This window comes from Geobacillus zalihae NBRC 101842 (assembly GCF_001544135.1).
Lineage (GTDB): Bacteria > Bacillota > Bacilli > Bacillales > Anoxybacillaceae > Geobacillus > Geobacillus zalihae.
In genome coordinates this window covers 261342-275912 of the sequence record NZ_BCPV01000001.1, presented here as the reverse complement: position 1 = coordinate 275912, position 14571 = coordinate 261342, and the positions used below count along the sequence as shown (strand labels likewise).

Annotated in this window: 12 protein-coding genes and 1 other RNA gene; 12 read left to right on the top strand and 1 reads right to left on the bottom strand. The window is 54.1% G+C overall.

The features are described from left to right. Window positions 1-43: 43 nt before the first annotated feature. A non-coding RNA gene (gene ssrS, locus GZ1_RS01470) (6S RNA) lies at window positions 44-230 on the top strand. A gap of 151 nt (window positions 231-381) precedes the next feature. Beyond that, window positions 382-1146 carry a tRNA threonylcarbamoyladenosine dehydratase gene (locus GZ1_RS01465; protein WP_020756171.1) on the top strand — a complete coding sequence of 255 codons (765 nt, stop codon included), beginning with the start codon at window positions 382-384 and terminating at the stop codon, window positions 1144-1146. Window positions 1147-1692: 546 nt separating this feature from the next. Here the strand turns inward: GZ1_RS01465 and GZ1_RS01460 are convergent. Next, window positions 1693-2343: an RsfA family transcriptional regulator gene (locus GZ1_RS01460; RefSeq protein WP_060787730.1), complete on the bottom strand. Its 651-nt coding sequence runs from the start codon at window positions 2341-2343 to the stop codon at window positions 1693-1695. Between the two features lie 181 nt (window positions 2344-2524). On the opposite strand from GZ1_RS01460, the gene GZ1_RS01455 reads away from it, so the two are divergent. The 10 genes from GZ1_RS01455 to GZ1_RS01410 all read left to right on the top strand — a co-directional run bounded on the left by GZ1_RS01455 (window position 2525) and on the right by GZ1_RS01410 (window position 14566). Beyond that, a complete protein-coding gene (locus GZ1_RS01455; RefSeq protein ID WP_060787751.1) occupies window positions 2525-5572 on the top strand; it encodes an efflux RND transporter permease subunit in 3048 nt (1015 codons plus the stop codon). A 97-nt stretch (window positions 5573-5669) separates the two neighbouring features. Next, complete coding sequence (locus tag GZ1_RS01450) at window positions 5670-6530, top strand: TetR/AcrR family transcriptional regulator (RefSeq protein ID WP_060787729.1); 861 nt, start codon at window positions 5670-5672, stop codon at window positions 6528-6530. Between the two features lie 107 nt (window positions 6531-6637). Then, the gene (locus tag GZ1_RS01445) at window positions 6638-7933 is read left to right on the top strand and encodes a replication-associated recombination protein A (protein WP_020754560.1); all 1296 of its coding nucleotides are present in this window, start codon (window positions 6638-6640) and stop codon (window positions 7931-7933) included. Window positions 7934-7973: 40 nt separating this feature from the next. Continuing rightward, window positions 7974-8207 (top strand): hypothetical protein, encoded by a 234-nt coding sequence (locus tag GZ1_RS01440; RefSeq protein ID WP_060787728.1) that lies wholly within the window; start codon window positions 7974-7976, stop codon window positions 8205-8207. 11 nt (window positions 8208-8218) lie between these two features. Beyond that, complete coding sequence (cymR, locus tag GZ1_RS01435; RefSeq protein WP_015375472.1) at window positions 8219-8635, top strand: cysteine metabolism transcriptional regulator CymR; 417 nt, start codon at window positions 8219-8221, stop codon at window positions 8633-8635. A 28-nt stretch (window positions 8636-8663) separates the two neighbouring features. Beyond that, window positions 8664-9806: a cysteine desulfurase family protein gene (locus GZ1_RS01430; protein WP_013524205.1), complete on the top strand. Its 1143-nt coding sequence runs from the start codon at window positions 8664-8666 to the stop codon at window positions 9804-9806. 14 nt (window positions 9807-9820) lie between these two features. Further along, entirely contained in the window at window positions 9821-10936 is a 1116-nt protein-coding gene (gene mnmA / locus GZ1_RS01425) for a tRNA 2-thiouridine(34) synthase MnmA (RefSeq protein WP_011232040.1), read from the top strand. Between the two features lie 88 nt (window positions 10937-11024). Continuing rightward, the gene (locus tag GZ1_RS01420) at window positions 11025-11687 is read left to right on the top strand and encodes a tetratricopeptide repeat protein (protein ID WP_033005219.1); all 663 of its coding nucleotides are present in this window, start codon (window positions 11025-11027) and stop codon (window positions 11685-11687) included. Between the two features lie 19 nt (window positions 11688-11706). Beyond that, window positions 11707-14067: an SF1B family DNA helicase RecD2 gene (gene recD2, locus GZ1_RS01415; protein ID WP_060787750.1), complete on the top strand. Its 2361-nt coding sequence runs from the start codon at window positions 11707-11709 to the stop codon at window positions 14065-14067. A gap of 25 nt (window positions 14068-14092) precedes the next feature. Further along, window positions 14093-14566 carry a PRC-barrel domain-containing protein gene (locus GZ1_RS01410; RefSeq protein ID WP_060787727.1) on the top strand — a complete coding sequence of 158 codons (474 nt, stop codon included), beginning with the start codon at window positions 14093-14095 and terminating at the stop codon, window positions 14564-14566. Window positions 14567-14571: the final 5 nt, after the last annotated feature.

Below are 14571 nucleotides of genomic sequence, written 5' to 3'. Positions count from 1 at the left end.
GGTGTTCACAAAGGCTGAAAAATGTGTTACAATCAAACTAACAACCGTCCTAATGTGTTCGTCGGATCACTGATCGTTTTGACCGAACAGTTTATGATCCGGGAGCTCGGGGTTTCCAAGCGGCGTGCACGCCTCTTCGTCACAGGGGAAGCGCAAACCTTGGAACAGGGCACCCACCTATGGGAGAGCGGGTTCAAAACGAAGGCATCGACGGCACGATTGGGACTGGCAACAGTAAGGAATCAACAACATTTCCCCTATGCGGATGGCCGCGTAGGGGTTTTGTTTTGCCAGCAAAATGCCGTTGCCTCTTTTGCTGTCTTGATGGTAGGATAAAAAGCGGCATAAACACCAATTTTGGAGCAAACGGAGAGGAGAACGATGCTGCATCAATTTTCCCGCAATGAACTCGCGATTGGCCCTGAAGGGTTGGAACGCTTAAAAAACGCCACCGTCGCCGTCCTTGGCGTCGGCGGCGTGGGGTCGTTCGCCGTCGAGGCGCTCGCCCGTTCCGGCATTGGCCGCTTGGTGCTTGTTGATCGCGATAACGTCGATATCACCAACATCAACCGGCAAATCCATGCGTTGCTCTCGACCATCGGGCGTCCGAAAGTGGAGCTCATGAAAGAGCGCATCGCCGACATCAACCCGGCGTGCGAGGTGATCGCTTTGCAAATGTTTTATACGGAAGAGACGTATGAGCAATTTTTCGCCTATGATCTGGATTTTGTCATCGATGCGTCCGACACGATTGTGTACAAAGTGCATTTGATGAAACAATGCCTCAAGCGCGGCATTCCGATCATCTCCAGCATGGGTGCGGCGAACAAAATGGATCCGACCCGGTTCCGCATTGCCGATATTTCGAAAACACACACCGATCCGATCGCGAAAGTCATCCGCGCCAAGCTGCGCAAAGAAGGGATCCGCCGCGGCATTCCGGTCGTCTTTTCCGACGAGAAGCCGGTGAAAATCCGCGAAGATGTCCGCCAGGTTGTCGGCAATGACGCTTCGCCGATCCGCAAGGCGAAAATGCCGCCGTCTTCGAATGCTTTCGTTCCATCAGTTGCCGGGCTCATTATGGCTTCCTACGTGATAAATCGTCTATTAGAGGGAATTCCTATAAGGCGCGTTGGCGACGATTGAACTCTTCCACCTTCATCCTATTTCGCGCAGGAGACTCCCACTTCAACGACCAAAGGGAGGAAGTGGGAGAGGAATGCGCGTTCCCCCTTTCTTTTGTGGTATGATAGAATAAAGACGTGGAGAAAACCGTTCAATAAAGGCACTCCAATAACGGCTGCTCGATGTATGGAGTTGGTTGCAGGAAACGTTGCAACCGTCAAATATCGAGCGTAGGTCTGTCTGTTGTGTGTGGAAGCCAAGTACTGCCAACAGACACACCGAGAGAATCGGTAACGATGCAGGCATGACCTGCGTCGTTGGGCAGCTGTCAACCTGCCCCCTGATGCAACCCCAAGTCAAGGAAGGAGGACGAAGTCCGCTCGCACTTCTGGGGAGTGGCAAGCCCCCACTTCAAGCGTGAGCGAAGTGGGGGTAGTTGACTTCGAACAAAATGGGAAGGCGAAGGTTCCTGTAAACATCCGGTGCATTCACCGGTTTGTTGCGGGCGCTGTCCGTCGTTCCAGCGGTGAAAACGTGTCCCGATGCTTGTTGGGGCACCTTCTTTTTTTATGAATGGGCGAGCGATTCGTTCGATCCGTTCGCCTCGGCGGCAAACAGCTGGGCAAGAGAGAAGCGGTCGCCTTCTTCGGAAGCGAGCTGGCGGGCGCGGGCCATGATTTTCACGAGCGCCTCATAATCTTCTTGCACGGTGGTCTGCCTCGTTTCAAGGCGTTCGAGTTTTTGAGCAAGCTGTTCGTTCCGCGCCTGCCATTCCGCCCGCTCGCGTTTCAGGCGCTCGTTGTCTTGGCGGATCGCTTCCATCTCCTCGATGCCGCGCCGCAATGTTTGCAAAAATGAAATGCACTGCTCCAGTGTCAATGGGGCTGCCGGGAGAAAAGGCGATGACCCTTCGGCGCCGTCCCGTTCTCCAGAAGGACTCCAAGCAGCAACCGTATTGTCTTTTTGCCACTTTTTCATCATTTCGAGCGCCCGTTTCCGTTCTTTCCGCTGCTTTTTTGCCTGTTCGATCGCCTCAACGTACCGTTTGCGCACCTCGGCGTTCCAACGGAATCCGCATGCTGCCGCTGTGCGGTGCAGTTGTCTCCCAACGACTTCAAAAGCGGCAAGTTGCGTTTTTCCTTCGCGTATATATTGCAGCACCGTTTCAGCCAACAGTACATCTTCTTCATGTGACCAAGCATCCTGTCTTGTTTTCATGTTGTCCACCCCATCAAATGGTAATGTTGATATGGTCATAGTTTTTCCGTTTGATTTCCACTTTAAACTTCGCCCTTTTCATTTTTCCCATTTTCATGTATCATAGAAATAGTTTTGTATGACCGGTCAGTTCAAAATAATTAGACTGATTGGTCAAAATCGTGGGATGAGAGGTGGCATGATGACGTTTTTGACTAGGTTCAGTTTGAAAAATGCGGCAGCTGTGTTTGTATGTTCGTTTTTGCTCATGTTTCTAGGACTGTATTCCTTCTCCTCCTTGAAGGTCGATTTGCTGCCGAACATTGAATTTCCCCAGTTGTCGATTGAAGCGGTCTATCCTGGGGCTTCTCCGCAAGACGTGAATGAGGAGGTCACGGCCAAGCTCGAGGAAAAACTGAAGTCCCTTGACGGGCTTAAGCAAATGCAGAGTTCTTCCTATGAAGGAATGGCTGTTATCAATCTTGAATTCCCGTTTCGGACAGATATGGAGAAAATGGAGCGGCAGGTCGAATCGCTCATTGATAAGGCAGGATTGCCCGATCATGTCCAAACGGAAGTCAATCGGTTTTCATTCGGTTCCATCCCGGTTTTCAACATTTCCTTGTTTGCCAAAAACGGAACCGATCTGCAAACGTTGCTGGAAACCGAAGTGATTCCAGAATTGAATAAAATCGACGGGGTGAATTCCGTTTCGATCGGTGGAGACAGCGAGCGCCTCATCCGGATCACAGTCGATCGGAAAAAGGCTGCTCAGGCGGGATTGAACTTGTCAGAGATTAAAAACCAAATCAATGAAAAGGTGTTGGCGTTCCCGGCTGGAACGTTGCAAACCGATACATGGCAAATTCCTGTTCGCGTCGAGGAAAAATTGAACACCATCCATGAGTTGAAAAATCTGAAACTCGTGCCGACAGCTGTTCCTATGGCGGCGAATGGATTGCAGCGCGTTGCGTCCGTGAAGCTTGGGGATATTGCGACGATTGAGGAAGTCAACGAGCAAAGCGAATTCACCCGCTATAATTTGAAGCCATCGCTGTCGATGGCGGTGACGAAAAAACAAGATGCCAATACGATTGAAGTGGCAGACCAAGTGATCAACGTGCTGAATTCCTACAAACATCAGTTTGATTATTCCATCGGGTTTGATTCGTCAGCTGGCATCAAACAATCCGTTGAATCGCTTGTCCGTGAAGGGCTGCTCGGGGCGCTGTTCGCTTCGCTGGCCGTCTTGCTCTTTTTGCGCAACGTTCGGGCGACTGTGATTGCCATCGTCTCGATTCCGCTCTCGCTGCTTGTATCGGCCATTTTTCTCAATCGCATGGATATTACCCTCAATGTCATGACGCTTGGCGGCATGGCCGTCGCCGTCGGCCGAGTCGTGGATGACAGCATTGTCGTGATCGAAAATATTTTCCGCCGCGTCCGCCGGGAGAAAACAGGCATGAGCGATGATTTAGTCGAGCAATCAACGAAAGAAATTGTCAAAGCGATTGTGTCCTCGACCATCACAACGGTTGTCGTCTTTTTGCCTCTCGGGCTTGTTGGGGGCATTACAGGGGAATTTTTCCTGCCTTTTGCCTTGACGATTACGTTTGCCCTGTTGGCCTCTTTGTTGGTGGCCGTGACGGTTGTGCCGATTTTAGCGAAATTTTCGTTCCGCCGTGTGCCGCCAGAGGAAAAAGAAGGAGCGCTTCAGCGTCTGTATGGCCGAATCATTGAATGGGCGCTCAACCATAAAGCGATTGTCTTTGTGTTGTCGGTTGTGCTATTGGTTGGTTCATTGGCGCTCGTGCCGAAACTTGGATTTACGTTTTTGCCGAACGAAGAGCAGAAAACGCTGGTGGCGAGCATTGAACTGCCGGCTTCCACATCGGTGGTCAAAACGAATGATGTGTCGTTGGAGATGGAAAAGATGTTTTTAAAACGAAGCGATGTCGAGAGCGTCACCGCCGCAGTGGGAAGCCGCGATTTCCGCACAGGATTGAAACGGCCCAATCAAGCCAGCTATTATATTCTATTAAAGGACAGCGCTGACACCGCGAAAACCGTGGCCGTTCTCGAAAAAGAAATGCGCCGCATCGCCAATCAGCTCGCGCCCGGGGCCAAAGTGGGCGTGCAAGAGATGTCGAGCGGAGGGCCGCCAACGAATAATAACGTGAATATTGACTTATACTCCAATGACTTGGAGGCGCTCCAAACAGCAGCCAAACAGGTCGAGACGTATTTAAAACAACGCGATGATGTCAAAGATGTGACGAATAACTTGACGGAAAAGCAAAAACAAGTGATTGTCGCCATTGATCCGGAAAAGGCGGCCGCTTATGGCGTTTCGGGCATGCAATTGCTCGGGGCGGTGGCCGATGCAACCAAACCGGTCGATGTAGGGACGCTGAAACTCGGCGGCAAGGATGAGCAAGTCGAACTTTCGTATGATGAAACGTTGGGATCGATCGATGAGTTGAAAGAGCTTCCGATCGTGACGAGAAACGGAGTGATTCCACTTTCAGCTGTCGCCGAAGTGAAAGAGGCGGACGTGTATACGTCCATTCAAAAGCTGGACGGAAAAGTGTTTGCCCGCGTATCCGCCCAGATTGTCGGCGACAACATTCAGAAAGTCACGAATGATATTTCGAAACATGTAAATGATTTGAAGATCCCATCCGATGTCACAGTGAAAACGGGCGGCGGAAGCGATGAGACGGTGCAGACGTTCCGCGAGCTCGGTGTGGCCATGGCGGCGGCCATCGGGCTTGTGTATTTGACGATGCTGATTACATTTGGCAAAGTGCGGGTGCCGCTGATCATTTTATCTTCCCTTTTGTTTGTTCCCATCGGTTCGCTGTTTGCTTTGTATGTGGCCGATGAGCCGCTTTCCATCAGCGTCATGATCGGCTTGTTGATGCTCATTGGCATCGTGACGACCAATGCGATCGTGCTGGTGGATCGAATCGGGCAAAACCGCGAACAAAAACGGATGACGGTGCGAAGCGCCATCATTGAAGCCGGCAAAACACGGCTGCGGCCGATTTTAATGACAGCCTTTGCGACTGTGACAGCGCTCATTCCGCTTGCGCTGACGAATGAGGCCGGCACGTTGATTTCGAAAGGGCTGGCCATCACGGTCATCGGCGGCCTGACGTCGTCGACGTTATTGACGCTTGTGTTCATTCCTGCGATGTATGAGGCGTTTTTCTTCCGGACGGCAAAACGCGAACCGATGGCAAAATGACAGGGCTGGATGGCCGGATAACGGGCCGTCCGGCATTTTTTTTCATGGCAAGATCGACTATAATGGACATGAAGAAGGAGTAAGGAAGGAGAAAACATTGGGACGGAAAGAGGACATCATTGAAACGGCGATGAAATTATTCGCCGAAAAAGGCTATCACGCTACCTCCATGCAGGAAATCGCCGAACGGAGCGGAGTAGCCAAAGGTTCGATTTACAATTATTTCAAATCAAAAGAAGAGTTGGCTGTATCGATTTTCCGCTACCATTATGAAGTCTTGTTTCACCAGCTTAAACAAATCGAGGCTGATCCCTCCTTAACCGCGCGCGAGCGGTTAAGGCGTCAGTTGACTGTACAAATCCAGCTGTTTGACGAACATAAAGAGCTGGTGCAAATGCAGTTGGGCGAACAAGCCGTGAAGGTGAGCCATGAGGTGCAGCATCTGGTGTTTCGCATCCGCGCCCATACGCTCCACTGGTATCGCCGGGCGATTGAAGACATATACGGCGAACAAGTGCGTCCAGTTTCGTTTGATTGCGCGACGATGCTCAACGGAATGCTGAAAGAATATCTGATTTACTTGGCGGTAGACCGAAAGCCGCTGCTTCCTGAGAAGCTTGCCCCCTTCTTGCTCGATCGGCTTGATGCCATCGTTGCCAGCCTGCTTGACGGCAAGACGGGGTTGCTCGATGAAACGATGATGGCGGATTACATGGCTGCGGCGACCCAAGAGCGGAGTCAATGGAAAGAACGGGCCATCAGCTGTTTAGAGCGCATGGCGGCGCTGCGTCCGGTTGAAGACGATATTCTTCGCTCGCTGCGCTTATTGAAGGAAGAACTCGAGAAAGGGGAGACAGCTAGGCGGTTTATGGTGGAGGCGCTTTTGCTCTATTTGGCGAAATACTCGCTTCCGCTGTACAATGAGTTGAAGGAGGCCATTGAACGCTATTTTGATTAAAACCACCGCTCTTCCCACGGGGAGACGCCCCATTCGCCGAAAATGAATAGGCGGCATCGGAGGATGTCTGTGAACATAGCGTCATCAATCTCAAGGAGGGGGTCGGCATGCCCAAAACGACGGAGCCGCTTGCTTGGCGGATGCGGCCGCGGACGATCGATGAGATCGTTGGGCAACAGCACATCATTGGCCCTAGTACGCCGCTTTATAAAATGGTCAAAAAAGGTCATGTTCCCTCGCTTTTGCTTTACGGAGAGCCGGGGACAGGGAAGACGTCACTCGCTTACGCCATTGCCCGCACCGCCGGGCGCGAATGGGTCGCCATCAATGCGACGACCGCCGGCAAAAAGGAAATCGAAGAGGCAGTCGAAGCGGCGCGCTGGTCAGGGAACGTCGTGTTGTTTATCGACGAAATCCATCGGCTGAATAAAGCGCAGCAAGACGTTTTGTTGCCGCATCTCGAATCCGGGCTCGTGACCTTGATTGGCGCCACAACGGAAAACCCGTTTCACGAGGTCAATCCCGCCATTCGCAGCCGCTGCGGGCAAATCCAACAACTGAAACCGCTCACGCCGGATGACCTCTTGATCATTCTGAAACGGGCGCTCGCTGATCCGGAACGAGGGGTCGGCGAGCCGCCGGTTGTCATTGACGAGTCGTTGTTATGGCGCATCGCCGAGGCAGCCGGTGGGGATGCGCGCGTCGCGCTTTCGCTTCTGGAGGCGGCGGTTGCGGCTGCCGATGAGCGCCACGGCCGCTTGTATATTGATGAGGATATCGTGGCTTCATGCACCGCAAACCGCGGTTTTACCCATGACAAATATGGCGATCATTATTATTCGTTGTTGTCCGCGTTTCAAAAAAGCGTGCGCGGCAGCGATGCCGATGCCGCGCTTCATTATTTGGCCCGTCTGCTTGAAGGCGGAGACTTGGCGGCCGTTTGCCGGAGATTGCTTGTGATGGCTTATGAGGATATCGGACTTGCCAATCCGATGATGGGAGTGAAAGTACAGGCAGCGGTCGAAGCGGCGGAACGCCTCGGGCTGCCGGAAGCGCGCATTCCGCTCGCGGTTGTGACGATTGAACTCTGTTTAAGCCCGAAATCCAACAGTGCTTACAAGGCGCTGGACGCTGCCATTGCCGATGTCCGTTCCGGCAAGCTTGGCGATATTCCGGATCATTTAAAAGACGCTCATTACAAAGGGGCGGCTGCACTCGGGCGTGGACAAGGCTACTTGTATCCGCACGATTATCCGAACAGCTGGGTGGCGCAAACGTATTTGCCCTCCGCTCTGGAAGGCGTCCGCTATTATGAACCGAAAGAGCATGGCGAGGAAAAACATTACGCCAAAGTGTACCGGCGGCTTGAGCAGTTGAAACAAGAGGTCAAGGTTCAGCCGTGAAGGGAAAGGGATTTTTATGATATAATAACACAGGCGTTTCATGCTCGCTTTGACCGAGCTGACCGGATGGAACGTGGCGTACCTTCGCATCGGGATCGAAGCGTTCGTGCTGTTGGCCGGCTGGTTGCTCGGCGGCCCGGTGTCGTTTGGCACGTTCCTTTTTTGTGTGACGATCGGTTCGATTGCCGGCTTGGCGCTGCCGCAATGCCAAAAGGTCGCAAGCCGCCTGCTTGGACCGGCCGCCGGCACTCGGATGCAAGGGTTAAGCCGTTAGGAGGGATATGAATGAAGATTTCGACGAAAGGCCGATATGGCTTGACGATTATGATTGAATTGGCCAAAAAATATGGCGATCGTCCGATCTCGCTTCGTTCGATCGCCAAGGCGAACAATTTATCCGAACATTATTTAGAGCAGCTCGTCACGCCGCTGCGCAACGCCGGGCTCGTCAAAAGCATTCGCGGAGCGTATGGCGGCTATGTGCTTGCTGAACATCCGGCGAAAATCACCGCCGGCGACATTTTGCGCGTGTTGGAGGGGCCGCTGGCCCCGGTCGAGGAGCTCGAGGAGGAAGAGCCGGCGAAGCGCGAGCTATGGATTCGCATCCGCGATGCGGTCGAGGAAGTGCTCGACAGCACAACGCTCGAAGATTTGGCGAAGTATAGCGACGGGGATGAAGGGGCATATATGTTTTATATTTAAGCATACAGAAAGGAAAGGAGAATGGCCGTTGGAACGGATTTATTTGGACCATGCGGCAACTTCCCCGGTCCATCCAGACGTGGCTGCCGGTATGGTCCAGTGGATGACGGAACAGTTCGGCAACCCGTCAAGCATCCATCATTTTGGACGGCAGAGCCGCCGCGCGGTCGATGAAGCGAGGGCTGTCATCGCCCGCTCGATTGGGGCGAAAGAGACGGAGATTGTGTTTACAAGCGGCGGCACGGAAGCAGATAACTTTGCGGTCATCGGAACGGCCATAGCGAACCGCGGCCGCGGCAATCATATCATTACAACCGCCATCGAGCATCATGCGGTGCTGCGCGCTTGTGAATATTTAGAGACGCAAGGGTTTGAGGTCACGTATTTGCCCGTTGACGAACAAGGGACGGTATCGGTCGAGGATGTCAAGGCCGCGCTGCGCGATGAGACCGTTTTGGTGTCGGTCATGTTTGCCAACAACGAAGTCGGCACGATCCAGCCGATTCGCGAAATCGGGGCGCTGCTTCGCGATCATCCGGCTTATTTCCATACGGACGCCGTCCAGGCGTACGGGCTTCTTCCGATCGATGTGAATGAATACGGGATCGATTTGCTGTCGATTTCCGCTCATAAAATCAACGGCCCGAAAGGAAGCGGCGCGCTTTATGTCCGGGAAACGGTCCGCATCACTCCGCTCCTTTTCGGCGGCGAACAGGAGCGGAAGCGGCGCGCCGGCACGGAAAACGTCCCCGGCATCATCGGCTTGGCGCAGGCGGCGGAAATCGCTGAGCGAACAAGGGAAGAGAAACGTCGGCAATATGCGGCGTGGCGCGAGGCGATGCTTGCGATTTTCCGCTCCTCAGGGATCGACTATGCGGTCAACGGCCGCCCGGATGGCCTGCCGCATATTTTGAATGTCGCCTTCCCGGGAACGAATGTCGAATCGCTGCTCGTGAACTTGGATTTAGCCGGCATTGCCGCCTCGAGCGGGTCAGCATGCACCGCCGGGTCAATCGACCCGTCGCACGTGCTTGTCGCGATGTGCGGAAAAGAGTCGGAGCGCATCCGTTCGTCTGTGCGCTTCAGCTTCGGGCTCGGCAATACGATGGAACAAATCGAGCGGGCGGCCGAGGAAACCGTGAAGATCATAAAGCGGCTCACAAACCGCTAAAGGGGGGAAACAGCATGAACAAAGCGCCGCACGAAACGCGCGTCGTCGTCGGCATGTCCGGCGGGGTCGACTCGTCGGTCGCTGCGCTGCTATTGAAAGAACAAGGATATGATGTGATCGGCATTTTTATGAAAAACTGGGATGACACCGATGAAAACGGCGTTTGCACGGCGACTGAGGACTACGAAGATGTCGTGCGCGTCTGCAACCAAATCGGCATCCCGTATTATGCGGTCAATTTTGAAAAACAGTATTGGGACAAAGTGTTTACGTACTTTTTGAATGAATACAAAGCCGGGCGCACGCCGAACCCGGACGTGATGTGCAATAAGGAAATTAAGTTCAAGGCGTTTTTAGAGCACGCCATGTCGATCGGCGCCGATTACATCGCAACCGGCCATTACGCCCGCGTCGAGTTTCGCGATGGCGAATATAAAATGCTGCGCGGAGCCGACCCGAACAAAGATCAAACGTACTTTTTAAACCAGCTCGGCCAAGCTCAGCTGTCGAAAGTGATGTTTCCGATCGGCCATTTGCAGAAAGCGGACGTGCGCCGGATTGCGAAAGAGGCTGGGCTCGCCACCGCTGGAAAAAAAGACAGCACGGGCATTTGTTTTATCGGTGAACGCGATTTCAAAGAATTTTTGAGCCATTATTTGCCGGCCCAGCCGGGAGTGATGAAAACGCTCGATGGCGAAGTGAAAGGGCGGCATGACGGCGTCATGTATTACACGATCGGCCAGCGCCACGGCCTTGGCATCGGCGGCAGCGGCGAACCGTGGTTTGTCGTCGGCAAAGATGTGCGCGAAAATGTGCTGTATGTCGCCCAAGGGTTTGAAAACGAATATTTGTATTCCACCTCGCTAAAGGCGGTCGATGTCAACTGGGTGTCTGACCGCAAGCCGGAAGCGCCGTTCCGTTGCACGGCGAAATTTCGCTATCGTCAGCCTGATGTCGGCGTGACGGTCCACCCGCTTGCGGACGGCGGGGCGGAAGTCGTGTTTGATGCGCCGGCGCGGGCGGTGACGCCGGGGCAGGCGGTTGTTTTTTACAACGGCGAGGAATGCCTCGGCGGCGGCACGATCGATGAAGTGTTCCGCAACGGCGAAAAGCTTTGGTATGTTGGTTGACGGATGTGCCGGTGCGCACGATCTTCAATCAGGCTATTAGGCTGGGGGCCGTTGCTTGAAAATCACGTTGAATCAGGGGGGATGGGCGATGGCCAATTTCAACGAACAAGGCTTGGCGTATATGCGCGAGGGGAAGTATGAGGAAGCCATCCGCTGTTTTTCCGCTGCGGTCGAACAGCATCCGGACGATCCGGCCGGGTACATTAACATCGGCACGGTTCTCGTTGCTGCCGGTGAAGAAGAGAAGGCGCTTGACTGTTTCCGACAGGCGCTGAAAATTGACAAGAAGGCGGCGGCCGCGTATTACGGCATGGGTACAGTGCATTATAAGCGTGAGCAGTTCGCGAAAGCGAAAGATATGTTTGAGCGCGCGCTTGGGCTTGGTCTTGACGATGCCGATACGCATTTTATGCTCGGCATGTCCTTATGGCGGCTCGAGATGCCGCGGCTGGCGCTGCCGTATTTGCAGCGCGCGGCTGAGCTGAACGAGACGGATGCCGAAGCGCTGTTTCAGCTTGGCCTTTGCCTCGCCACGCTCGATTATGTCGATGAGGCGAAGCGTTATTTCGAAAAAACGTTGGAACTCGATCCGCGCCACGCTGATGCGTACTACAATTTAGGCGTCATTTATGCGTACAAAGATGAGCTCGATGCCGCCCGCCATATGTTTGCCGCTGCCTTGGAAGCCAAGCCCGATCACGTGCTTGCCGGATACGGAAAGAAACTGATGGAAAAGCGGCTTGCGCCGTAAAAAGGCAGGGGGATGGCTGTTGCAAGAGCAACAAATCCTCGCCCTTGACGGACGCACGTTCATTAAAGGATTGTGCTTGGCGGTCATTTTTCATAACGAGGAAACATTGTACACGGTCGTCCGCGTGCGTGTTGAGGAAACGAATGAAGCGCCCGTTGAGGAGGAAGTCGTCGTCACCGGCTATTTTCCGCGTTTAAACGAAGGGGACGTCTACATCTTTTACGGACAATTCCGCCAACATCCGCGTTTTGGCCGCCAATATGCGGCTAGTCAGTTCCGCAAACAGCTTCCGAACACGAAAGAAGGAGTCATTCATTATTTATCGAGCGGTTTGTTTAAAGGAATCGGCAAAAAAACGGCTGCGGCGATTGTCGAGACGCTCGGCGAAAACGCGATCGCCGCGATTTTGCGCGACCCCAAGGCGCTAGAGCGTGTGCCGAAGCTGACGAAAAAAAAGGCGAAGCAGCTGTACGATGCGCTTCGCGCCCACGAAGGGCTTGAGCAAACGATGATCGCCCTCGCCCAGCTCGGTTTTGGCCCGCAGCTGGCCATGAAAATTTACCAAGCGTATGGCGAAGAAGCGATTGACATCATCCACGAGAACCCGTACCAGCTCGTTGAGGATATCGAAGGGATCGGCTTTGGCCGCGCTGATGAAATCGGGCGCCAGCTCGGCATTTCCGGCAGCCATCCGGCCCGGCTGCGCGCCGCCTCGTTGTTTGTTCTTGAACAGGCGTGCTTGCAGGAAGGGCACGTTTATTTGCGCGAGGAAGAGCTGATGGAGCGCATCGGGGAGCTGCTTGACGGAAGGCTGAGCGGTGCGGTGGATGGACGAGCGATCAGCCAAACGCTTCTGATGTTAAGCGAGGAAGGGAAGCTGATCGCCGAGCAAGGGCGTTATTATCTCCCTTCCCTTTACTTCGCCGAGAAAGGGATCGTCTCCAACATTAAGCGGCTGCTCGGGCAGACGCCGCCGTCGGCGTTTGCCGAGTCGGAGTTTTTGCTGGCGCTTGGGGCGCTTGAGGAACGGCTTGGCATGCAATATGCCCCCCAGCAAAGGGAAGCGATCCAACAAGCGCTTTCTTCGCCGCTGTTTATTTTGACCGGCGGTCCGGGAACGGGGAAAACGACGGTCATCAAAGGCATCGTCGAGCTGTTTGCCGCCCTAAACGGCCTGTCTCTTGACCCGGCTGACTACAAACAAGGCGAGCCGTTTCCGGTGCTGCTGGCCGCACCGACCGGCCGAGCGGCGAAGCGGATGAGCGAGGCGACCGGGCTGCCGGCGGCGACGATCCACCGCTTGCTCGGCTGGAATGGGGCGGAAGGGTTCAGCCGCGACGAGAACGAACCGATTTCCGGCAAGCTGCTTGTCATCGATGAGATGTCGATGGTCGACACGTGGCTCGCCAACCAGCTGTTAAAAGCCGTGCCAAACGGCATGCAAGTCATTTTCGTCGGCGATGAGGATCAATTGCCATCCGTCGGGCCAGGGCAAGTGCTGAAAGACTTGCTCTCTTCAGGCGTCATTCCGTTCGCTCGGTTGACCGAGGTGTATCGCCAGGCGGAAGGATCATCGATCATCGAGCTTGCCCATAAGATGAAGCGCGGCGTCGTGCCGGACGATTTGACCGCTCCGAAGGCAGACCGTTCCTTCATCCGCTGCCGTGCGGGCCAGGTCGTCGATGTCGTGCGGCAAATCGCGGACAACGCGCGCAAAAAAGGGTTTTCCGTCAAAGATATTCAAGTGCTCGCCCCGATGTACCGTGGTCCAGCGGGCATTGACCAATTGAACAAAGCGCTTCAAGAGCTGTTCAACCCGCCGGCTGAGGGGAAGCGGGAGCTGTCGGTCGGTGAGGTCGTCTACCGCGTCGGCGATAAGGTGCTGCAGCTCGTCAATCAACCGGAAGACAATGTGTTTAACGGCGACATCGGCGAAATCGTTGCCATTTTTTACGCCAAAGAAAATATCGAAAAGCAAGACTTGCTCGTCGTCTCGTTTGATGGCATTGAAGTGACGTACACACGGCAAGATTTAGGACAAATCACCCATGCGTACTGCTGTTCGGTTCATAAGGCGCAAGGAAGCGAGTTTCCAATCGTCATTTTGCCCGTCGTCAAAAGCTATTACCGGATGTTGAAACGGAATTTGTTGTATACTGCGGTGACAAGAAGCAAGCAGTTTCTCGTTTTATGCGGGGAAGAGGAAGCGTTTCGATTCGGCGTCGCAAAACAAAGCGACGGAGCGCGCCAGACGGCGCTCGCTGAGAAGCTGGCGGGGGCGGCGGCTCCGTTTGTCGAGGTCGAACTGCCGTTTGAAGAGGCGAACATGGGGATGGAAAACGTTACGCCGTATGACTTTATGGGCGATGAGCCAAGCTAAAGGTGGCTGGAAAGGTGGGAGAACGATGCGGACGTTTTCCGACATCAAGGGCCTTCCCATTTATGAACAAACGACGGGAAAAATGGTCGGAACGATCGCTGACATTTGGTTTACCAGCCACGGCGCGGTCAAAGGGCTTGTCGCGGAACAGGACGGTTTGTTCGGCCGCCGCCGCTATTTGCCGCTTTCAGCCGTGCAGTCGTTCGAAAACGACCGAGTCATCATCTGTGATGCAGATAGCTTCCAGCCGTTTCCTTCTCCTGACAGCGGCCACTCTCTTTACGGCGAACGCGGCCTCGCCGGCAGCATGGTTGTCGCCGCGGACGGAACAACGATCGGACTGTTGGATGACGTATATTTTGACGGGCAATTGGGCAAAATTGACGGATACGAGATCAGCGAGGGATTTTTTTCCGATTTGACCGAAGGAAAGAAACGAATGGAGCTCGCTCCGTTCACCGCCAGAGAAGGCGTGGTCACCGTGGAAACAACGATGTAAGGAGA

Excerpts from the sequence above, each read along its gene's own strand:
- GZ1_RS01465 (WP_020756171.1), top strand. The coding sequence starts at position 382 with ATGCTGCATCAATTTTCCCGCAATGAACTCGCGATTGGCCCTGAAGGG.
- GZ1_RS01460 (WP_060787730.1), bottom strand. The coding sequence starts at position 2,343 with ATGAAAACAAGACAGGATGCTTGGTCACATGAAGAAGATGTACTGTTG.
- GZ1_RS01455 (WP_060787751.1), top strand. The coding sequence starts at position 2,525 with ATGACGTTTTTGACTAGGTTCAGTTTGAAAAATGCGGCAGCTGTGTTT.
- GZ1_RS01445 (WP_020754560.1), top strand. The coding sequence starts at position 6,638 with ATGCCCAAAACGACGGAGCCGCTTGCTTGGCGGATGCGGCCGCGGACG.
- GZ1_RS01440 (WP_060787728.1), top strand. The coding sequence starts at position 7,974 with ATGCTCGCTTTGACCGAGCTGACCGGATGGAACGTGGCGTACCTTCGC.
- cymR (WP_015375472.1), top strand. The coding sequence starts at position 8,219 with ATGAAGATTTCGACGAAAGGCCGATATGGCTTGACGATTATGATTGAA.
- mnmA (WP_011232040.1), top strand. The coding sequence starts at position 9,821 with ATGAACAAAGCGCCGCACGAAACGCGCGTCGTCGTCGGCATGTCCGGC.
- GZ1_RS01420 (WP_033005219.1), top strand. The coding sequence starts at position 11,025 with ATGGCCAATTTCAACGAACAAGGCTTGGCGTATATGCGCGAGGGGAAG.
- GZ1_RS01410 (WP_060787727.1), top strand. The coding sequence starts at position 14,093 with ATGCGGACGTTTTCCGACATCAAGGGCCTTCCCATTTATGAACAAACG.